Origin of the sequence: Streptomyces sp. NPDC005722, assembly GCF_040630935.1 — a bacterium.
Classification (GTDB): domain Bacteria; phylum Actinomycetota; class Actinomycetes; order Streptomycetales; family Streptomycetaceae; genus Actinacidiphila.
Map to the genome: position 1 here is coordinate 1 of NZ_JBEXYN010000048.1, position 19,779 is coordinate 19,779.

Below are 19,779 nucleotides of genomic sequence, written 5' to 3' on the forward strand. Positions count from 1 at the left end.
GGGGCCGCCCGTCGGCGGCCCCCACCCCGGGAGTCCTCGTCAGGCGCCGGCGCCCGCCGCGACGCGGCCCGGTCCGGAGCCGGACTCCGGTCCGCCGTCGGTCAGCTCGACCTCGTGCACCTCGCGGACCTCGGGAGCCTTGTGGAACAGGCTCATCACACCGCCGATGACCAGGGTGATCAGCACGCCGATCGGCACCAGCCACTGGGCGGCGATGGCGGTCGGCACCGTCGCGCCCGCCACGGTGACGTCGATCTTCACCGAGCGCACGATGTAGGTCATCACGCCGACCGTGACCAGGAACGCGACGACCGCGTCGACCTCGTTGGCGCGCCTGACGATCCGGCCGAGCAGGAAGGCGCCGAGCAGCGCGCCGTAGGTGTAGCCCGCGATGGTCAGCCCGGTGATGTACACGTTGCCGGTGCTGGTGCTGAAGGCGCAGGCGAAGACCGCCATGAGCACGGCCCAGACCAGCGTCATCACCCGGGCGAGCTTGAGCAGCGACTCCTCCGAGGGGGTGCTGCGGAAGAAGCTGTGGATGATGTCGGCGACGGTCGAGTTGGACATGGAGTTCAGCGCGGAGGACAGGGAGCCCATCGCGGCGCCGAGGATGCCGGCCACGAGCAGGCCGGAGATCACCACGGGCAGCCCGTGCAGGATGAAGTTCGGGTAGAGGTTGTCGGAGCTGTGCAGGCCCAGGTCGGCGAAGCTCTTGCCCTTGTTGTACGACCACAGCAGCGCGCCGACGAGCGAGAAGGCGGCGAACTGGAGGGTGACGAAGACGCCGGAGGCGATCATGGCCTTCTGGCCGTCGCGCAGGGAGCGGGTGGCCAGGACGCGCTGGACGATCAGCTGGTCGGAACCGTGGCTGGCCATCGCGAAGATGGCGCCGCCGATGATCGCGGTCGGCAGGGCGAACGGGCTGGTGAGGATGTGCGCGAGGTCGAAGTTGGTGTCGAACAGCTTGAAGTGGCCCGAGTGCAGGGCGTCGGAGAAGCCGCTGGTGCCGACGTGGCCGGAGAGCACGGCGATGGCGAGGATGGCGCCACCGAGGTAGAGGCCCATCTGGATGGCGTCGGTCCAGATGACCGCCTTGATGCCGCCGAGGTAGGTGTAGACGACGGTGATCAGCGTGAGGACGATGATGATCACGCGGTAGCTCGCGTTCACGCCGAACTCGTCGAGCAGCAGCTTGATCGGGATCGCGGAGGCGAACAGGCGGACGCCCTCGGCGAGGAGGCGGGTGAAGACGAAGGTCACCGAGGCGAGCCCTTGCAGCTTCAACCCGAATCTGTTGCCCAGGTACTGGTAGGCGCTGACGAACCCGCCGCGCTTGTACAGGGGGATCAGCACGGTGGCGACGACCACGCGGCCGATGACGTAGCCGAGGGCGAGTTCGACGTTGCCGAAGCCCTGCCCGCTGTAGGCACCGCCGGGCACGCTGATGACGGTCAGCACGCTGGTCTCGGTGGCCACCACGGAGAAGGAGACGGTCCACCAGGGCATGTGCCCTTCGCCGACGAAGTAGTCCTTCGCCGTCTTCTGCCGTCCGGCCAGTCGCAGTCCGATCCAGGCGATCGCGACCAGGTAGACGACGATCACGACGAGGTCGAGTTGACGCACGCTCGCTCCTAAGCAACAGCCGGCGGGATCACCGGCGCGGTGGGGACAGTGGGTGACGTCGTCCGGCGGACTCGGACGACGTGGGGTTCGTGCGGCACGGTGGCGTCCCGTGCCAGCAGGCGCGCGCCGTCCAGCGGGTCCCCGAGCGGGGGCCGCGGGTCCAGCGGTCGCGGGGAGGCCTCGAGCGCCGCGCGCAGCGGCGCCATGAGCGGTTCACCGAGGCCGGTCAGCCCGCCGGTGACGGTGACGGGCAGGACCTCGCCGCCGATCCGGGCGGCGGCGGCGAGGACGGCCTCGCCGAGTGCGGTGGCGGCGTCCCGGACGATCTCCCCGGCGACGGGGTCGCCGGCGGCGGCCGCCGCGGCCACGTCCGGGGCGAAGGAGGCCGCGGTGCGGGCGGGGTTGCCGCCGGCGGCGAGTGCCGCGGGCAGGGTGTCCGGGTCGCCGAAGCGCCGGGTGGCGGCGGCCAGCAGGGCGGTGGCCTGGCCGCGGCCGTCGTGGGCGCGCAGTGCGGCCCGCAGGCCGGTCACCCCGATCCACGCGCCGCTGCCCTCGTCGCCGAGCCAGGGGCCCCAGCCGTCGACGCGGGCGTACGAGCCGTCCTCGCCGATGCCGATGGCGACCGACCCGGTGCCGATGGCCAGCACCACGCCCGTACGGCCGCCGAGGGCGCCCGCGTGGGCGGTGACGGCGTCGCTGGTGACGGCGACCTCGTCGGCGGGCAGGTCCCGCAGCAGCAGTCCTGCCAGGGTGCGGGCGGCCTCGGGGGCCGCGGCCGCTCCGGCGGCGCCGACGCAGACGGCGGCGAGCCGGCCGGGGGCGTGCCCCTCGATCAGCGGCAGGACGGCGGCGCGCACCGCGGCACGCGCGGCCTCGACACCGCCCTCGGCAGCGAGCCCGGGTGCCCCCGGGACCTCGTGGACGGGGCCGGCGGTGCCGTCCGTGCCGACGAGCACGGCACGGCAGCCCGTCTTCCCCAGGTCCACAGCCACTGCTGCTGTCATGCGGCACGCCCTCGTGTCGTACGGGATCCGGCACCTCGGGTGGTCACGGTCGGCGGTGACCGGTGCGGATCGCGGTGCAGCGAGTATCGGAAGGCAGACCTCCGTATGTCAATAAGTAACTTCACGAAATGCATCACGTAAATTTTTGACGCAGCCGACGGGACGTGGTTACGCTGACGCCACCCACTCAGGAGGGAACCCATCCATGGCCTCCCAGGACCCGACCCCCGCCTCCGCGCCGCCGGCACAGGAGACCGCCTCCGGCGGCGACATCCTGGCCCGGGTCCGCGCGGCCATGCCCGGCCTGGCGCCCTCCGAGCGGCGGGTGGCGGAGGCCGTCCTGGCCGATCCGGCCCAGGCGTCGGAGCTGTCCATCAGCGCCCTCGCCGAGCGGGCCAGCACCTCGGTCGCCACCGTGATGCGCTTCTGCCGGACCATGAAGCTGGGCAACTACCCGCAACTGCGGCTCGCGCTGGCCGCGGCCGCCGCCCGCGAGCACGCCCTCGGCGGCGAGCGCCCGACCCCGGGCACCGACATCAGCGCCACCGACACCCTCGAACAGATCGTCCACAAGATCGTCTACAACGAGGTCCGCGCCCTGGAGGACTCCGGGGCCGCGCTGGACGTCGAGGCGCTCGGCCGGGCCGTCGACGCCGTCGCGGGCGCCCGGCGCGTGGACATCTTCGGCATCGGCGCCAGCGCCTTCGTCGGCCAGGACCTGCACCAGAAGCTGCACCGCATCGGGCACATGGCGTTCATCTGGACGGACCGCCACGCGGCCCTGACCGCCACCGCCCTCCTCGGCCCCGGCGACGTGGCCCTGGCGATCTCCCACTCCGGGGAGACCGAGGACACCGTCGAGCCCCTGCAGGCCGCCGCGGAACGCGGCGCCACCACCATCGCCCTGACCAACGTCCCGGGCTCCACCCTGGCCGACAGCGCCGACCTGGTGCTCGCCACCTGCGCCCGCGAGACCCCCTTCCGCTCCGGCGCCACCGTCAGCCGGATCGCCCAGCTCGCCGTGATCGACTGCCTGTTCGTCGGCGTCGCCCAGCGCTCCTACGACGCCACGACCGCGGCGCTGCAGAAGACCTACGGGGCCGTGCAACGCCGCAGGCGCCCGCAGCCCCAGCGCCGCACACCGGCCGAAGACTGACCGCCGGCCCCGCACCACACCCCCGCACCACCAGCACCACCGAAAGGACGACCGCGCCGTGGACCTCAGCACACTCGGCACCGAGACCCGCAACGAGCGGACCGCCGAACTGGACCGCATGCCGGTCTCCGAGCTCCTGACCGTGATGAACGCCGAGGACCAGACCGTCGCCCTCGCCGTCCGCGAGGCCCTCCCCGAGATCGGCACCGCCGTCGAGGCGATCACCGAGTCCCTGCGCCGCGGCGGCCGGCTGGTCTACCTCGGCGCCGGCACCAGCGGCCGCATCGGCCTGCTCGACGCCGTGGAGTGCCCGCCGACCTTCGGCACCGCGCCCGAGCAGGTCGTGGGCCTGCTCTCCGGTGGCCCCGGCGCCTTCATCGTCGCGGTCGAGGGCGCCGAGGACGAGCCCGCCCGGGCCGTCGCCGACCTCGACGAGATCGGCATCAACGAGCGGGACACCGTCGTCGGCCTCGCCGCGAGCGGCCGTACCCCGTACGTCATCGGCGGCCTCCAGCACGCCGCGAAGCGCGGTGCCGTGACCGTCTCGGTGGCCTGCAACAGCGACGCCCTCGTCAGCCGCTACGCCGACATCCCGATCGAGGTGCCCACCGGCCCGGAGATCCTCACCGGCTCCACCCGGCTCAAGGGCGGCACCGCCGAGAAGATGGTCTGCAACATGCTCTCCACCGCGTCGATGGTCCGCCTCGGCAAGGTCTACGGGAACCTCATGGTGGACGTGCGGGCCACCAACAAGAAGCTCGTCGACCGGGCACGGCGCATGGTCGTCCAGGCGACCGGCGCCGACCCCGACACCGCGGCCGAGGCCCTGGACGCCGCGGGCGGCCACGCCAAGACCGCCATCGTCATGCTGCTCACCGGCAGCACCGCGGAGGACGCCGCCCGGCGCATCGAGCAGGCCCACGGCGACACCCGCACCGCCGCCGGCCAGGCCTGATCCGGTCGCCACGGGCGGCGGCCGGGCACGACGCTCCGGTCACGACGGTCCGGCACGGTCCACGCCACGGGCGCCCCGTCCGCACCCCCGGTCACCGCGCCCGCCGTGTAGGGCTCGGCGATCGGGGGAATCTGCCGCACTACGCGGCAGTTTCCCCCTGGGGAGGCGAGCCGCCCCCACACACGGCCATGGACGAGACGATCCCGACATGCACGCAGCGGAACCGGGGGACGCACACGGAGGACCGGCGGCGCACCAAGGCGCCGTCATCTCCGTCGACCCGGCGGGCCGCGTCGACGGATGGAGCGCCGGAGCCGAGAGCATCCTCGGCTACCGCCGCGACGAGGTGATCGGCCGGCCCGCGCTGGACCTCGTCGACACCGACGCGCGCCGGACCCTGGCGGCGGGCCTGGCCGCCCGCCGCTGGGCGGACCGGACGGTGCTCCGGGACAAGGCCGGGCGAAGGGTCGAGGCGGACGTCATGATCCGGCCGGCGTCCGCGGACGGCCGTTCCACCGTGTGGTTCGTCAGCGGGCCGCCCGGCCCGGCGGCGGGCGAGGACGGCGACGACGAGGCCGACCGCACCGTCGCCATGCTGGAGCGCGCCTGGTCCCAGTCGTCCGCGGCGATCGTCGTGTGGTCCCCCGGCCTGCGCCTGCTGTGGGCCAACGAGCGCACGGTCCGGCTGTTCGACGCCGAGGTCGACGCCATGCGCGGGCGCCGGCTCACCGAGATCCTCACCCCCGACAGCCAGCACTTCGCCGTCGAGGAGGCGCTGCGCCGCGCCCGTGACACCGGCACCACACAGTACGTCGTCACCCACGAGCAGGTGCCCGCGGAGAAGCGGCCCCGCCAATGGGCCATCCACGTGGACCCCCTCCAGGACGAGAGCGGCACGGTGGTGGCACTGTGCTCCATGGCGCGGGACAACTCCGCGGAGTACTGGGCCCGCCGTCGGCTGATCCTGCTCAACGACGCCCGCCGGAGCATCGGGCTCTCCCTCGACGTCGGCAGCACGGCCCATGAGCTCACCGACCTCGCGGTGCCCGACCTCGCCGACGTCGCCATGGTGCACCTGCTGCCCCAGGCACTCGGGGGCGGCACGACCTCCCGCGACCCGGTGGAGGTCCGGCTCGCGGCCGCGAGCGGCCGTGAGTGGCCACTCCCCCGGCTGGACCGCTTCCCCTGCGAGGGGCCCGGCGACACCCCCGGCTGGCACGTCGTGGACCGGCGGTCGCTGCCCGGCCGCGCCCTGTCCGAGCGCCGGGCCGTACGGGTCGACCTGCCGCACGAGGCCGCGATCTGGGCCGAGCTGGAGGGCGGCTTCGACCGGAACGCGCGCGGCGGAGCCATCTGCGCCCCGCTGACCGCCCGGGGCAGCACCCTCGGCGTGGTGACGTTCCTGCGCCGCGGGCCCGGGTTCGACGCCGACGACCTGCTGCTCGCCGAGGAACTCGCCGCCACGACGGCCATGTCCATCGACAACGCCCGCAACTTCCAGCGCGAGCACAGCACGGCCCTGACGCTGCAGCAGAGCCTGCTGCCCCGGGAGCCGCCCGTCCAGAACGCGGTCGACGCCGCCTACGGCTACCGTCCCGCCGACCTCGCCGCGGGGGTGGGCGGCGACTGGTTCGACGTGATCCCGCTGTCCGGCGCCCGCGTCGCCCTGGTCATGGGCGACGTCGTGGGACACGGCGTGCGGGCGGCCGCGACGATGGGCCGTCTGCGCTCGGTCGTCCGCACCCTCGCCGACGTCGACCTCCCCCCTGAGGAACTGCTCACCGGCCTCGACGACATCGTGAACCGGCTGGACCAGGAGAGAGCGGCCGACGCCCCCGATCCGGAGGTCGGGGCCTCGGTCCTCTACGCGGTGTACGACCCCGTCTCGCGCCGGTGCCGGATGGCCCGGGCCGCCCACGTGGAACCCCTGCTGGTGCTGGCGGACGGCACCAGCCACCGGGTGGAACTCCCCGAGGGACCGCCGCTGGGGCTGGGCGGGCTCCCCTTCGAGTCGGTCGAGATCACCCTGCCCGAGGACTGCATGCTCGTCCTGTTCACCGACGGACTGGTCAAGTCACGGCAGCGGGACATCGACGAGGGGATCGCCAGGCTCCAGGCGTCCCTGGCCGCGGCGACGTCCTCGATCACGGCGGTCTGCCAGGACATCATGGACACCCTGCTCCCCGAGGGCGGCAGTGACGACGCCGCGCTCCTCGTCGCACGCCCGCGCGCATTGGACGCCGCCGACGTCGCGCACTGGGACGTGCCGGCCGAGCCCGCCGCCGTCGCGAGGGTGCGCGACGAGGTGAACGCGAAGCTCGCCGACTGGGGACTGGAGGACCGGGCCTTCGCCACCGAGCTCATCGTCAGCGAACTGGTCACCAACGCCCTGCGGCACGGCCGCGCCCCCATCCGCCTGCGGCTCGTCAAGGACCGTTCCCTCATCTGCGAGGTCACCGACGGCAGCAACGCGGCCCCCCACCTGCGCCGGGCGCGCACCTTCGACGAGGGCGGGCGCGGCCTCTTCCTGGTGGCGCAGCTGTCCACCCGCTGGGGCAGCCGGCCCACCGCACGGGGGAAGATCATCTGGTCGGAGCAGCAGCTGGACCAGGCCGGCTGAGCCGGGCCGCGGCGGCGCACCGCCGGTAGAGTGAAGATCGCGGGGTACGGCGGCACCGGGAAGGCGGCGACGGCCATGGCCGGACGGTTCGGCTACCGGCGGATCTACGAGGACGCCTCGCCGCAGGAGGGCAAGCGCGTGCTCGTCGACCGGCTGTGGCCCCGGGGTGTCAGCAAGGAACGGGCTCACCTGGACGCCTGGCTCCGCGACGTGGCGCCGTCGGCGGACCTGCGCCGCTGGTACCACCACGACACCGAGCGCTTCCCCGAGTTCCGCGACCGGTACCTCGCCGAGCTGGAGGACGCCGATCACCGGCCGGCCGTCGAGCACCTGCGCGACCTCGCCGGGGACGGCAAGGTCACCTTGCTCACCGCCACCAAGGACGCCGACCACAGTGAGGCCGCGGTGCTCGCCGACTGGCTGGACTCCGAGGGGTCCTCGGGATCCTCAGGGCGCTAGGCGGTCGCTTCCGGTTCCTGCCGAGCGGCCCCGGATCGCCCCCGGGCACCACATGCGTCGACGGATCGCCTCGGCGGCGCGGATCGTCTCCCGGTGCCGGGAGGGCGCGCTAGCGTGGTGGCATGCGCCACGTAGTGACCGAGGCCGACACCGCGACGACGGTGGGCAGCGGAGACGTACCCGTACTGTCCACGCCGCAGTTGATCGCCTGGATGGAGGCGGAGACGGTGCACGCGGCGGCGCCCTTCACCGCGGCGGGCCAGACGACGGTGGGGACGGCGCTGCGCGTCGAGCACGTCCGCGCCACGCCGGTCGGCGGCAAGGTCGACGTCTCCGCGGACCCTCCCCCCTCCCCCACCGGCGGCCGCCTCACCTTCCGCGTAAGGGCCGTGGACGACGCGGGCCGGCTCGTCGCGACGGGCGAGATCGACCGCGCCGTCGTCGACCGGGAGCGTTTCCTGGCGGCCGCGCTCAGCGCGGGAGACGGTCCAGGAACTCCTGCGCGGTGATCGCCGAGCCGCCCTCGAACGACACCACGGGAACGACCTCGTCGTCGTACTGGACGACGGGCGTCCCCACGACGCCGAAGGAGCGGAACCCGCCGACCGCGTCCCCGGCCCAGCTCAGGTAGGTGCCGTCCGTGACCTTGCGGTCGAAGTCGGCGGACCTCAGGGCCTCGACCCGGCTGGCCAGCGACAGCAGCACCGGGGTCTCGGCGTAGCGGTCGTTCACCGGCGGGAACGGCTGCTCACGAAGGAGCACCGCCAGGTAGTCCATGAACTGCCGCTGCCCCGTGTCGCTCGCCGCGGCGAGGGCGCTCAGTCCGCGCTGGGAGCCGATGCCGCCCACGGTGTCGTCGATCTCCGCCGCGAAGTGGAACTTCAGGACCGTGCCGCCCTCGTCGGCGGTCCTCCGCATGGTGCCGAGCAGGTTCTCCGCCATGGTGTGGCTGGGGCGGTCCCGCAGTTCGAGGAACACCTGGAGGTCATGGGCGCTGTCCGGGTCGCCGTAGTACACCGTGGTGCCGCCGGCGCCCGTCGTGTTCGCCGGAATCATGATTCGAGCGTCCCACACCCGGCCGGACGGCACGACCTGGTCACGACCCCGGCGCGGACGGCCGCCCGTGGGTGCGGAGCCGGCGGGGTCAGTGCTTGAAGACGTCCTTGGTGCTCTCCTTCGCGCCCCGCATCTTCCCGCGCGTCTCCAGAGCGGCGCCCTTCGCGGCGAGCTTCTCCTTGTGCATCGCGTGGGCCGCCTTCCGCACGGTCTTCCCGACGACCTGCTCCATCTTCGCCTTGGTCTTCTCTGCGGCGCTCATCCCGGCACCTCCACGACCTCTCACCGGCCGCGTGCCCGTGGGACGGTGGTCGAAACCACCTGCGCGGCGCGGACGCGGCCGCTGAGCCAGTTCCCCGGGGCTGCCCGTGCGGGGCGCGGGGCCCCCGGTCACAGCAGCGACGCGGTCACCTCGGCGAGACGCCGGCGGTACTCCGGGTCGTACGCCTCGGCGGCCGCCCGGGCGTCCTTCTCCCCTTCGAAGTACCGGCCGGTGACCTCCGCCAGCTCGGGCGCGTCGACAAGGCGCCGGGTGGCCGCGACGCCCTGCTCCAGGGTGTCGACGACGTCCATGCCCGACCGCCGGGACATGGTGGTGGGCATGTAGCTCGCCGGGTGCACGCTGTTGACGGTGACGCCGGTGCCGGCGATTTCCCCGGCGAGGTCGAGGCTGTGGCAGATGAGCGCCAGCTTGGAGCGGCAGTAGGCGGCGACGTCGGTGTACTCACGGGTGAGTTGGGGATCGTCGAGGTCGAGCGGCTGCTGGCCTATGGAGGCGACGTTCACGATGCGGGCTGGCGCCGCGCGGCGGAGCAGCGGCAGGAGTTCCCGGGTCAGCACGAGCGGTGCCAGGTAGTTGACGGCGAGGCGCAGTTCGTGCCCGTCGGCTGAGGTCTGCCGCCGGGTGCCCTCCGCGTGGAAGCCGACGCCGGCGTTGTTGACGAGCACGTCCAGCCGGTCGTGCCGGGCGGCGACGGCGGCGGCCAGGCGCCGGACCTCGGCGAGCGAGGAGAGGTCGGCCCGGTGCGGTTCGCCCCCGGTGGCCGCGGCGACCTCGGCGAGCCGCTCGGGGTCGCGGCCGTGCAGCAGCAGGGTGTGCCCGCCGTCCGCGGCGAGGTCCTCCGCCAGGGCGCGGCCGAGCCCGTCGGAAGCGCCGGTGATGAGGATCGTGGCCATGTCGTTCACCTTTCTGGCCTGGTGACCGCCGGTCGGCCGGCGGTGGAACGTGCCCGACCCTAGGTCGCCTGTCCATCGGCAGGCCAATAGGATCGTCGACATGGTTCATCAGAATCCCGATGGCAGTGCGGCCGTCCCCGGCGGCCCCCTGGACCTGGGGCTGCTGCGCACGTTCCTGGCGGTCCACCGGGCCCGGTCGCTCACCACGGCGGCCCGGATGCTGGGCATCTCGCAGCCGACGGTGACCGCGCAGGTGCGCGCCCTGGAGCAGCAGCTCGGCCGGCAGCTCTTCGAGCGGCTTCCGCGCGGTGTGGCCGCCACCTCCGTGGCCGACGAACTGGCCGGGCAGATCGCCGGGCCGCTGGACGCGCTGGCCGAGGTCGCCGGCCGCGGCCGGCCGGGACCGGAGACGCCCCAGGAACCGGTGCACCTGGCGGGCCCGGCGGAGATGGTGTCGGTGCGGGCGCTCCCCGTCCTCGCGCCGCTGGCGGCGCGCGGCGTCCTGCTGCGCGTCACGACCGGCCTGGCCGAGGAACTGCTCGAGGGCCTGCACACCGGCCGCTTCGACCTCGTCCTGTCGGCGGTGCGGCCGCGCGGCCGGTCGCTGGCCGCGGTGCCGCTGATGGACGAGGAGTTCGTGCTGGTGACGTCGCCGGAGTGGGCGGCCGGGCTCGGGCGGCTCACCTGCGACGACCCCGGCCCGCTGCACGGGGTTCCGCTGGTGGCGTACGCCGAGGACCTGCCGATCCTGCGCCGGTACTGGCGCCACGTCTTCCGTACCCGGCTGAGCGCCCGGCCCGCCGTCGTCGTCCCGGACCTGCGCGGCGTGCTCGCCGCCGTCGTCGCCGGCGCGGGCGCGACGGTGCTCCCCCGCTACCTGTGCGAGGCGGAGCTGGCGTCCGGCGCGCTGGTGGAGTTGCTGACGCCGCAGGATCCGCCGATCAACACCGGCTTCCTGGTCACGCGGGCCGGCGCCCCCGGGCGCGCGCCGGTCACCGCCGTACGCGAACGGCTCCTGGCGGCGGCCCGCGACTGGTGAGGCCCGATGTCAGATGCGCAGCAGCCGGTTTGGCGCTGCGTCATCCACGACCACCACACGGCCGACCGCGGGGTCGAAACCCAGCACCGGGTGCCCGTGGTCCCCTTCGGCGGACATGAGCACCGCCTTGCCGAGCCGACGGCCGACGGCCCTGAGGAAGGCGCACAGGACGTCCACGCCCCTCTGGCCCCGCAACTCGCGCAGGTCCACGTCGAAGTCGACCTCCGCGGCCGAGTACATCCGGAATATCGCGGTCACACCCGGGACCGGCGAGACGGCCAACGTCGGTGTCCCCGCATCACTCTGACGCTCCGACAGATCCGCAGCCCGTGGCAGCGGCCCGAGGACTCCGTCCTGCTCGTACGTCCACGCCCAGCCGCGTGAGCGGACGAGGTCGAACACCGCCTGCCAGTCGCCGGCCGTGGTGCCGGGCACGCACACGTCCGGAAGGGACCCCATCAGCTCGGGGTCGAAGAAGTCGCGGACGTCGTCCCACAGCAGATCCGGCACCGCACCATGCTGCCCGCCCGGGCCTCCCGGCCGCACCAAGGTTTCCCCGTGTGCCCGAACGCCCGGTCATAGCGGGTCTTGTCGCCACTCGACGCCACTCGACGGCGTTCGGGCGGACCTGCGATGACACAACTGTGCCATGGCACAAGAGCGACGCCGCGGAACCCTTGAGCGGGGACATGACCGCCTCGAAGATCAATGGCCGTCCACTCTTCACATGGCTTGAGGAGTTTCCTTGCCCACGGTTCACATCCCCCGGCCCAGGTCCGGGGCGATCGCGCTCGGCGTGGTCGCCGCCCTGGCACTCGGGGTCATACCGGCCACGGCCGCCGTATCCGCGGACCACGCCGGTCGCGGGCCCGCCGCCGGCGCCGCACAACGGCCACCCGGCAACGGCGGAACGCACACCGTCACCCTCATCACCGGCGACAAGGTCACCATCGGCACCGCCGCCGACGGCACCGTCATCCGGTCCTTCCAGGGCGCCGGCGGCACGACCACCGGTTTCCACCGGGCGGTCGTCGACGGGGCGACGTACGTCTACCCCGACGCCGTCCTGCCCTACGTCAGCGCCGGGAAGCTGGACGAGCAGCTGTTCAACGTGACGCGGCTGATCGCCGACGGTTACGACGACGCGCACTCGTCCCGGCTGCCGCTCATCGTGAGCTACACCGACGCCGCCGCCAAGTCCCGCACCCGGCCGAAGATGGCGGGTTCGACCGACGTCCGCCGGCTGGACAGCATCCAGGGCGCGTCACTCGCCCAGAACCGGGCGCAGGCGCCGGCGTTCTGGTCGGCGCTGACCGGCGGTGCCGGTGCGGCGGAGGCCCGTTCGGCTAAGCCGACCCTCGCGGGCGGTGTCGCCAAGGTCTGGCTCGACGGCAAGGTGCAGGCCGACCTGGCCGACTCGACCGCCCAGATCGGCGCGGACAAGGTCTGGGCGGAGGGCAACACCGGCGAGGGCGTCAAGGTCGCGGTGCTCGACACCGGGGTCGACGCCGAACACCCCGACCTCGTCGACCGGATCGCCGACAGCGCCAGCTTCATCCCCGACGAGCCGGACACCCTGGACTACCAGGGTCACGGCACCCACGTCGCCTCGACGATCGCGGGCACCGGCAGCGCCTCCGACGGGAAGGAGCGGGGCGTCGCCCCAGGTGTCCGCCTGGACATCGGCAAGGTGCTCAACAGCGAGGGCAGCGGCCAGGAGTCCTGGATCATCGCGGGCATGGAATGGGCCGCCCGCGACCAGCAGGCCAGGATCATCAGCATGAGCCTGGGCGGTTCCGGTGACCACACCGACCCCATGAGCCAGGCGGTCGACCGGCTCAGCCGCGAGACCGGCGCGCTGTTCGTCATCGCGGCGGGCAACAGCGGACCGCACACCATCGGCAGCCCCGGTGCCGCGGACTCCGCGCTGACCGTGGGCGCCGTGGACTCCGCGGACCACCTCGCCGACTTCTCCAGCACCGGCCCGCGTGACGGCGACGCCGGCCTGAAGCCGGAGATCACCGCGCCCGGTGTCGACATCCTGGCGGCCCGTTCCCACTACAAGCGGGGCTCGGGCTACTACACCACGATGAGCGGCACCTCGATGGCGACCCCGCACGTGGCCGGCGCCGCCGCGCTGCTGGCCGCCGCCCACCCGGACTGGACCGGCCCGCAGTTGAAGGAGGCGCTGGTCAGCAGCTCCAAGGCCACCCCGGCGTACTCCCCGTACGAGGCGGGTGCCGGCCGCCTGGACGCACCGGCCGCCGTCCACACCTCGGTCTTCGCGACCGTCAGCGCCTTCTCCGGCTTCCACGCCTGGCCCCAGACGCCGGGCGAGACGGACGTCCAGAAGGTCACCTACACCAACACCGGCGACGCACCGGTCGCCCTGAACCTGGCGATCGACTCGAAGGCCCCGGCCGGGCTGTTCACGCTCTCCGAGGACAAGGTCACCGTCCCGGCGCACGGTACGGCCTCGGTCTCCCTGAGCGCCGAGCTGGACCGGCTGCCGCTCGACCAGTCGCTCAGCGGCATGGTCACCGGCACGGACGGCACCGGAACGGTCCGCGCCAAGACCCTGATCGGCGCCGCCAAGGAGGGCCGCCGGCAGAGCCTGACCGTCACCGCCAAGGACCGGTCGGGCAAGCCGCTGGCCGGCCGGGTCATGCTCACCGCCAAGGGCCTCTTCACGACGATCGACCTCGACGAGTCGGGCACCGGCACCGCGCGGCTGCCCGTCGGCACCTACAGCGGCTGGCTCACCGCGGACGTCCGGGGTGCGGGCGGCCCGCACTCGCTCGGCATGGCGCTCCTCGCCTTCAACGACGTGCAGTTGGACCAGGACCGGTCCGTCACCCTCGACGGCCGCAAGATGCGCCGGATCCTGGCGCGCGCCCCGCAGCAGACCACCGCCGTCGCACCGCGCCTGGACGTCCACCGGTCCTTCGGCGACAGCCTGGTCGAGTCGTCCATGCTGCCCAACGCGACCTACGACAGCATCTGGGCGCTCCCGACCGGCAAGAAGGTCACCGACGGCGAGTTCGAGTTCGGTGCCCGCTTCCGCCTGGAGCAGCCGGCGCTGACCATCGGGACGGCCACCAAGACCTACGCCGACCCGCTGGTCAAGCGCGGAGCCAAGCCGCTGCCCGCCGGCACCCGGACGCTCACCGCGGTCTACGCCGGTGAGGGCACCACCGCCGAGCTTGCCCGTACGCACGTACGCGGAAAGGCCGTCGTGGTGCGGGGCGACAACCCGTCCTCGATCCAGGCCCAGGCCGAGGCCGCCGCGGCGGCGGGCGCGCAGGTGCTCGTCGTCGTCAACGACGGCACCGGCCGGCTCCAGCCGTGGGACGAGTCCCCGTGGAGCCCGGAGAGCCCGGCGCCGCTGACGGTGGCGACCCTCGACGCCGACCAGGGTGCCGACCTGATCAGCGCGCTCGGGCGCGGACCGGTCAAGCTGAAGGTCACCTCGAACCCCACCACCGACTACCTCTACGACGTGGTGCACCACTGGTCCGGCGCCGTCCCGGCGGACCCGACCTGGCGCGTCAGCCGGCACGACCTCGGAAAGGTGGACGTCTCCTTCCGCAACCACCGCCAGGGCAAGGCGATGGAGTTCCGCCCCGACGTCTGGCGCGGCTGGGTGGTCGGCAACCAGCTCACCACCCCCGCCCAGGGCGACCGGACCGACTGGGTCACCGCCGACGCCAGTTGGCTGGACGACGCGTTCATCGCGGGCGAGACGGGGCAGCACGCGATGGACGTGCTGCGCTACCCGGCCGGGAAGACCGGCGAGGTCTCCTGGTTCGGGCCGATCCAGCGCCCCCGGATGGGCCCGATCGGCTACCAGCCGGTGCGCTACCTCGACGGCGTCTACATCCCCGCACCCGGCTGGGGCGACTCCGGCTCCGGCCACGTCGGCGAGGCCTACGGCAACTACGACGTCAAGGACTGGATGTCGCTCTACCAGGGCGACCGGCAGCTCAACTGGGGCAACGCCGAGTACCTGCCGATCACCGGGCTCGCCCCCGAGCGGCTGCCCTACCGGCTGGTCGTCGACAACGACCGCGCGGCCTGGACCCACCCGTACTCGACGCACACCCTGACCGAGTGGAACTTCACCTCGGCGGCCACCGGCCCCGAGGCGGCGGTGTCGCTGCCGCTGATCCAGCTCGACTACGGGGTGGACACCGACAGGACCGGCCGCGCCGACCGGCACGCCGGGCTGACGGTGGCCGCCTCGCACCTGCCCGGCACGACCGCCGCCATCGGGAAGCCCTCGCTCGAGGTCTCCTACGACGACGGGAAGACCTGGCAGCGGGCCGGCCTGGACCGCAGCGGTGACGGCTGGCGCACGGGCCTGCGCGCCCCGAAGTCCGCGGGCTTCGCCACGCTCCGGGTCACCGCCCGGGACGCGGAGGGCAACACCGTCTCGCAGACCATCACCCGGGCGTTCGGCCTGCGCTGACACCCCGGCGAACCACCCGGTGGGCGGGACCGCGAACAGCGGCCCCGCCCACCGGCGTTCCCGGGCCGTTCCGCCGCGCGCCACGCCGTGCGGGGCACCGCTCGCCCGCGGTCAGCGCTCGGGCGGCGCCGTGGGTGCCGTGGGTGCCAGCCGTGCCGGTGGTGGCAGCGGTGCGTGCCGGGGGCGGGCCTCGAACGCCTGGATGACCAGCCCCGCGAAGCGCCGGGAGGCCGTGACCTGGGTGGCGGCCGACGCGGCGTGGATCCCCTTGTTGGCCATGAGGACGAGGATCAGGTCGTCCAGGACGAAGTCGGGGCGCAGGCGTCCGGCGTCCTTGGCGCGCCGGGCCAGTCCCGCGACGGCCTTCACCGTGTACTCCCGGCCGGCGAGGTCAGGAGCCCCGGGAAAGGCCGACAGGAAGGCCTCGGTGAAGCCCCGGTCGCGTGCGTGCAGCTCGCAGATCCTCTCGATCACCCGGCACAGGCCGCGCCACGGGTCGGGGTCCGCGCACCCCTCGTCGACGATGGCGCGGCATGCCCGCAGTTGGTCCGCGAAGGCCTCGGCGATCAGCGCCTGCTTGCTGGGGAAGCGGCGGTACAGCGTGGCGGGCCCCACCCCCGCGCGCCGGGCGATCTCCCGCATCGGCACGTCCAGGCCGTCCGCCGAGAACAGCGCGCGGGCCGCTTCGAGGACGCGTTCGCGGTTGTCCGCGGCGTCGGAACGCAACTTCTGGGGCAATCGACCGGGCACGCTCTCACTTTACCCAAGCGGACGGGGGCGTCCGGTTACCGTCCACGACGTCAGAGCCCGCCACGAGCGCCCCGGTCCCACCGGCGGCGGTCGCCGGCGGGGTACGGAACGGGACCGCGCGGAGCGGTCCGGGAACGGGAACGTGGAGACGACGATGAAGGCAGTGGTGATCAAGGAGTTCGGCGGTCCCGAGGGACTGGCCGTCGTCGACCTGCCGGTACCGGTGCCCGCTGCCGGGCAGGTGCTCGTCGCCACCGAGGCGGTGGGCGTCGGCGGTGTCGACACGGTGATCCGGAGCGGGGCCCTGGCCGCGTACGGCTTCACGGAGGGCTTCGTACCGGGCAGTGAGGTGGCGGGCACCGTCACCGCGGTCGGCGACGGGGTCGACGCCTCGTGGACCGGGCGGCGGGTGTGGGCTTTCACCGGCACCGGCGGAGGCTACGTCGAACAGGCCGTCGTGCCGGTCGAGCAGGTGCTTCCCCTCCCCGGGGGCCTGCCCGCCGCCGACGCCGTGACGCTCGGCAGTGCCGGCGCGGTGGCGCACTTCGGCCTTCGCCACGCGCGGTTCGCCGCCGGGGAGAGGGTGCTGGTGCGGGGCGCGACGGGCAGCATCGGGATCATGACGGTGCAGCTCGCGGCCCGCGGCGGTGCCTCCGCGGTGGCGGTGACGACGTCGTCGGCCGCGCGCGGCGAGCGGCTGCGGCGTCTGGGCGCGACGCACGTGCTGGACCGCTCCGGCGCCGGCGGTCAGGACGCCCCGGCGGGCTACGACGTGATCGTCGACGTCGTGGCCGGCGAGGCCATGCCGTCGTTCCTCGACCGGCTCGTCCCGAACGGCCGCATGGTGGTCGTGGGCGCTGTCGCGGGTCAGCCGCCCGCGGACTTCGGCGCGACGATCATGGCGGCGTTCCGGAGGTCGTTGTCGTTCGCCACCTTCAGCACGGCCACCGTCGCCCCGGCCGACCTGCGGGCCGTGCGCGGCGAGCAGTTCGCCGCGGCCGCGCGCGGCGGGATCGAGACGGTGGTGCACGAGGTGCTGCCCCTGGACGCCGCCGTGCTCGCGCACCGGAAGATGGACGCGGGTGAGGTCTTCGGCAGGATCGTCCTGACGCCGTAGCCGAGGGCGCGCCGGCGCCCCGCGACGGCCGCCGCCGCCCGCCGTCGCGCCTCGGCCCGGCAGCCCTGCGCGTCGAGGCTTTCGGCGCTCCGCGGGCGGCGTGCCGGCGCCGTACGCGGCGACGGCGTCGAAGAAGCGGAGCGCCTGGCCGACGAAGGTCTCCCGGGTGAACTCCAGGTCGCCGTCGACCCAGTTGAGCAGGATCTGGTTGACCCCGCCGACCACGGCCAGGGCCATCGCGGTCACGTCGGCGCCGGGGGCGGTCCGGTCCTCGCGGAGCAGGGACTCCACGCTGCGGGACATCCGCCTCGCCCGCGCCCGCCTGATCGTCCCGGACGGCTGCCTCCGCGACCAGGGCGCTGGCATGGCCGCAGCGTTCGACGAGGACCGCGAGGTCTGGGCGACGCTCAAGATGCCGCCGTCCACTTCGGCCGGCGGTACACCCCGGAGTGGCCGACCGTCGAGTTCGGTTCCAGCGTCGTCGAGTCGGAGCAATCGCGGACGACGACCCTCGACCTGCTCAACCGCGCCGACGCCGTGCCGACCATGACGAAGGTCAAGATCCTTCACCCCGAGTGGGACGACACCGCCGTAGAGGCCGAGGTCGCCGCGATCCTGCGCGCGACCGGGCAGGCAGCGCCCGACCCCGTCGGCGCTCGCCCTCTGAGCCCTACCGCCGCCTAGGCGGAGGGCCAGCCGTCCAGCAATTCGCCCTGGCATCCCAATAGTGAACAACGCTCCGCGCATCGACCGTGCCGACAAGGAGCCATACATCGTTAGAACGAAAGAGGGACGCCGAATGCATATTCTCATTCGGGGGTGGCGGTTCCGCCGCCATCAAGGCTGACAGTTCCCCGAGCTCCTCTGCGGAGAGCTCATCCGTGATGTGCACCAACCACCCCAGATGCGTGCTTAGTTCCACGGAATGCCGATCTTCCGGAATATGGCGCCGCAGAATCTTGCGTAGAGCACCCCTCGTCGACTCATCGATCTTCCTGCCGACCGTCGAGCCGAAGTGTTCGGAAATCGCGGTAAGGAATGGCGTTGCGGCATACATCGCGGCCGCAGTCACAAGCCAATCACCGTAAATCGCACCAGTAACCACGACCGGTTCGGATCGTCCAGTGAACACGGCCTCGGACGGAGGCCCCTCACTACCATTGTCGCCGCTCATCTGCCTGTTACCTCCCAGTTCGAGCATGGCAGCGCAGGAACGGCGGTGCACACGAATCGGTGAACAGGGGGTGCCCTGTGGCGATCAGCCCCGACATGGTGGTCGACTCGCCGCCAGCACCTGTACGCCCAGGCCGAGCAGCGCCCGCTCGGCAGCATCGCCGACAGCTCGCCGACGGCCCTGAAGCCCCCGGATGGGCCGCCCCCAAGCTGTCGGCCGTACAGGCGTTGCGACGCGCCGCCACCGACGAAGGTCGAGCACCTGCACCCATCGCCCGGCAGCTCGCACAGGGCATGGACGCGCCTGGGTGGTCGCGTGGGACGGCGAGGGGGTATCCGACCGCATCTCGCGCCTCGCCCGCGAGGAGGCCGTCCCACTCGCCGTGACCGACTACGAGTGGGGAACGGCGACGCTGCTCGGCCCGCAGCGCATCGCAGCGTTCGTCGACCTGGTCCAGGACGCCGCGGAGGCCGACCGCGGCATGATCGCCGAGGACACGACCAGCGAAGGCCTGGGGTACCGCGCCCGCTCGACGCTCCAGAACCAGCGGCCGGCACCCACGCTGGACTACGCCGTGCCGGACCTCATGTCCGCGTACGGGGGCGTGAAGGCCGACGGCCTCGGGAGCGAACTGGGCCCGGAGGGGCTCCAGGCGTACCAGCGGTTCCAGTCGGTCTACCGGCAGTGACATCCGGCGCACGGCGCCGTGGCCCTCGCAGGTCCGAAAATCGTCACCCCCTTGACAGGTGATCACACCTGTGCGAACGTCGGCAGCAGCCGCGGTGGTACCCCGGCTCCGCCGATCCCCACCGGAGGGTTCCCGTGAGAGTTCTCAGCGTCATGAAAGTGGCCACCGTGGCCGTGGCCGTCGTCACCATCGCCTGCGGGTGCTTCCTCCAGGTCTTCTGAGGACGGCACGGAGAAAGGAAGGACCGGCATGCCGAACACGCGGAAGGTCGTCAGGGTCGTGAAGGTGGACCGGGCCGCGGACAGCGGCGCGGTGGCGCGCCGCGCCCGCTTCGGGGCCCTGCCCGAACGCGTCCTGCCCGGGGAGACCACGGAGGTGGTCCCCATCGTGGAGCGCTACCCCTCACAGGACCTCTACGACCACGAGAAGTGGCTCACCTGCAGGTGGGTGTAGCCGCGGGCGCGGCGCCCCCGGGCGGACTCCGGTCCTCCCGG

General features: G+C 73.2%; 17 protein-coding genes. 10 read left to right on the forward strand and 7 right to left on the reverse strand.

Features of this window, described 5'->3' with window-relative positions; all coding sequences use genetic code 11:
• Positions 1 to 39: 39 nt before the first annotated feature.
• Together ABZ479_RS34880 and ABZ479_RS34885 are read right to left on the reverse strand one after the other, a co-directional pair.
• Positions 40 to 1,623, reverse strand: a complete 1,584-nt coding sequence (locus ABZ479_RS34880) for a sodium:solute symporter (RefSeq protein ID WP_500465299.1) — start codon at positions 1,621 to 1,623, stop codon at positions 40 to 42.
• 8 nt (positions 1,624 to 1,631) lie between these two features.
• Positions 1,632 to 2,627 carry an N-acetylglucosamine kinase gene (locus ABZ479_RS34885; protein WP_500465300.1) on the reverse strand — a complete coding sequence of 332 codons (996 nt, stop codon included), beginning with the start codon at positions 2,625 to 2,627 and terminating at the stop codon, positions 1,632 to 1,634.
• 205 nt (positions 2,628 to 2,832) lie between these two features.
• On the opposite strand from ABZ479_RS34885, the gene ABZ479_RS34890 reads away from it, so the two are divergent.
• From ABZ479_RS34890 to ABZ479_RS34910, 5 genes are all read left to right on the forward strand, one after another.
• Positions 2,833 to 3,783 (forward strand): MurR/RpiR family transcriptional regulator, encoded by a 951-nt coding sequence (locus ABZ479_RS34890; protein ID WP_500465301.1) that lies wholly within the window; start codon positions 2,833 to 2,835, stop codon positions 3,781 to 3,783.
• A 58-nt stretch (positions 3,784 to 3,841) separates the two neighbouring features.
• Positions 3,842 to 4,738 (forward strand): N-acetylmuramic acid 6-phosphate etherase, encoded by an 897-nt coding sequence (gene murQ / locus ABZ479_RS34895; RefSeq protein ID WP_500465302.1) that lies wholly within the window; start codon positions 3,842 to 3,844, stop codon positions 4,736 to 4,738.
• Positions 4,739 to 4,946: 208 nt separating this feature from the next.
• Positions 4,947 to 7,358 (forward strand): ATP-binding SpoIIE family protein phosphatase, encoded by a 2,412-nt coding sequence (locus ABZ479_RS34900; RefSeq protein ID WP_500465303.1) that lies wholly within the window; start codon positions 4,947 to 4,949, stop codon positions 7,356 to 7,358.
• A gap of 75 nt (positions 7,359 to 7,433) precedes the next feature.
• The gene (locus ABZ479_RS34905) at positions 7,434 to 7,817 is read left to right on the forward strand and encodes a DUF488 domain-containing protein (RefSeq protein WP_500465349.1); all 384 of its coding nucleotides are present in this window, start codon (positions 7,434 to 7,436) and stop codon (positions 7,815 to 7,817) included.
• A gap of 122 nt (positions 7,818 to 7,939) precedes the next feature.
• Positions 7,940 to 8,326, forward strand: coding sequence for a thioesterase family protein (locus ABZ479_RS34910; protein ID WP_500465304.1), 387 nt, complete (start codon positions 7,940 to 7,942; stop codon positions 8,324 to 8,326).
• Here the strand turns inward: ABZ479_RS34910 and ABZ479_RS34915 are convergent.
• The 3 genes from ABZ479_RS34915 to ABZ479_RS34925 all read right to left on the reverse strand — a co-directional run bounded on the left by ABZ479_RS34915 (position 8,289) and on the right by ABZ479_RS34925 (position 10,049).
• Positions 8,289 to 8,873: a hypothetical protein gene (locus ABZ479_RS34915; protein ID WP_500465305.1), complete on the reverse strand. Its 585-nt coding sequence runs from the start codon at positions 8,871 to 8,873 to the stop codon at positions 8,289 to 8,291. The genes ABZ479_RS34910 and ABZ479_RS34915 overlap by 38 nt on opposite strands.
• A gap of 88 nt (positions 8,874 to 8,961) precedes the next feature.
• On the reverse strand, positions 8,962 to 9,135 hold the full coding sequence (locus ABZ479_RS34920; RefSeq protein ID WP_499606727.1) for a hypothetical protein: 174 nt from the start codon (positions 9,133 to 9,135) through the stop codon (positions 8,962 to 8,964).
• A gap of 128 nt (positions 9,136 to 9,263) precedes the next feature.
• Positions 9,264 to 10,049: an SDR family NAD(P)-dependent oxidoreductase gene (locus ABZ479_RS34925; protein WP_500465306.1), complete on the reverse strand. Its 786-nt coding sequence runs from the start codon at positions 10,047 to 10,049 to the stop codon at positions 9,264 to 9,266.
• Between the two features lie 100 nt (positions 10,050 to 10,149).
• Between ABZ479_RS34925 and ABZ479_RS34930 the strand changes: the two genes are divergently transcribed.
• A complete protein-coding gene (locus ABZ479_RS34930; protein ID WP_500465307.1) occupies positions 10,150 to 11,088 on the forward strand; it encodes a LysR family transcriptional regulator in 939 nt (312 codons plus the stop codon).
• Between the two features lie 9 nt (positions 11,089 to 11,097).
• Here the strand turns inward: ABZ479_RS34930 and ABZ479_RS34935 are convergent, their stop codons facing one another.
• The gene (locus ABZ479_RS34935) at positions 11,098 to 11,598 is read right to left on the reverse strand and encodes a hypothetical protein (protein ID WP_500465308.1); all 501 of its coding nucleotides are present in this window, start codon (positions 11,596 to 11,598) and stop codon (positions 11,098 to 11,100) included.
• A 235-nt stretch (positions 11,599 to 11,833) separates the two neighbouring features.
• Here ABZ479_RS34935 and ABZ479_RS34940 point away from each other — a divergent pair, with 235 nt between their 5' ends.
• Positions 11,834 to 15,556 (forward strand): S8 family serine peptidase, encoded by a 3,723-nt coding sequence (locus ABZ479_RS34940; RefSeq protein WP_500465309.1) that lies wholly within the window; start codon positions 11,834 to 11,836, stop codon positions 15,554 to 15,556.
• A gap of 111 nt (positions 15,557 to 15,667) precedes the next feature.
• Here the strand turns inward: ABZ479_RS34940 and ABZ479_RS34945 are convergent, their stop codons facing one another.
• A complete protein-coding gene (locus ABZ479_RS34945; RefSeq protein ID WP_500465310.1) occupies positions 15,668 to 16,306 on the reverse strand; it encodes a TetR/AcrR family transcriptional regulator in 639 nt (212 codons plus the stop codon).
• Positions 16,307 to 16,460: 154 nt separating this feature from the next.
• Here ABZ479_RS34945 and ABZ479_RS34950 point away from each other — a divergent pair, with 154 nt between their 5' ends.
• The 3 genes from ABZ479_RS34950 (at position 16,461) to ABZ479_RS34960 (ending at position 19,738) form a co-directional block, all read left to right on the forward strand.
• The gene (locus tag ABZ479_RS34950; protein ID WP_500465311.1) at positions 16,461 to 17,423 is read left to right on the forward strand and encodes a zinc-binding dehydrogenase; all 963 of its coding nucleotides are present in this window, start codon (positions 16,461 to 16,463) and stop codon (positions 17,421 to 17,423) included.
• 1,481 nt (positions 17,424 to 18,904) lie between these two features.
• Positions 18,905 to 19,285: a hypothetical protein gene (locus ABZ479_RS34955; protein ID WP_500465312.1), complete on the forward strand. Its 381-nt coding sequence runs from the start codon at positions 18,905 to 18,907 to the stop codon at positions 19,283 to 19,285.
• A gap of 249 nt (positions 19,286 to 19,534) precedes the next feature.
• Positions 19,535 to 19,738, forward strand: a complete 204-nt coding sequence (locus tag ABZ479_RS34960) for a hypothetical protein (protein WP_499606718.1) — start codon at positions 19,535 to 19,537, stop codon at positions 19,736 to 19,738.
• Positions 19,739 to 19,779: the final 41 nt, after the last annotated feature.

Bases quoted from the DNA above. Each gene is read 5' to 3' on its own strand.
- ABZ479_RS34900 (WP_500465303.1), top strand. From the start codon at position 4,947: ATGCACGCAGCGGAACCGGGGGACGCACACGGAGGACCGGCGGCGCAC.
- ABZ479_RS34915 (WP_500465305.1), bottom strand. From the start codon at position 8,873: ATGATTCCGGCGAACACGACGGGCGCCGGCGGCACCACGGTGTACTAC.
- ABZ479_RS34925 (WP_500465306.1), bottom strand. From the start codon at position 10,049: ATGGCCACGATCCTCATCACCGGCGCTTCCGACGGGCTCGGCCGCGCC.
- ABZ479_RS34890 (WP_500465301.1), top strand. From the start codon at position 2,833: ATGGCCTCCCAGGACCCGACCCCCGCCTCCGCGCCGCCGGCACAGGAG.
- ABZ479_RS34910 (WP_500465304.1), top strand. From the start codon at position 7,940: ATGCGCCACGTAGTGACCGAGGCCGACACCGCGACGACGGTGGGCAGC.
- ABZ479_RS34905 (WP_500465349.1), top strand. From the start codon at position 7,434: ATGGCCGGACGGTTCGGCTACCGGCGGATCTACGAGGACGCCTCGCCG.
- ABZ479_RS34885 (WP_500465300.1), bottom strand. From the start codon at position 2,627: ATGACAGCAGCAGTGGCTGTGGACCTGGGGAAGACGGGCTGCCGTGCC.
- ABZ479_RS34950 (WP_500465311.1), top strand. From the start codon at position 16,461: ATGAAGGCAGTGGTGATCAAGGAGTTCGGCGGTCCCGAGGGACTGGCC.
- ABZ479_RS34920 (WP_499606727.1), bottom strand. From the start codon at position 9,135: ATGAGCGCCGCAGAGAAGACCAAGGCGAAGATGGAGCAGGTCGTCGGG.
- ABZ479_RS34960 (WP_499606718.1), top strand. From the start codon at position 19,535: ATGCCGAACACGCGGAAGGTCGTCAGGGTCGTGAAGGTGGACCGGGCC.
- ABZ479_RS34930 (WP_500465307.1), top strand. From the start codon at position 10,150: ATGGTTCATCAGAATCCCGATGGCAGTGCGGCCGTCCCCGGCGGCCCC.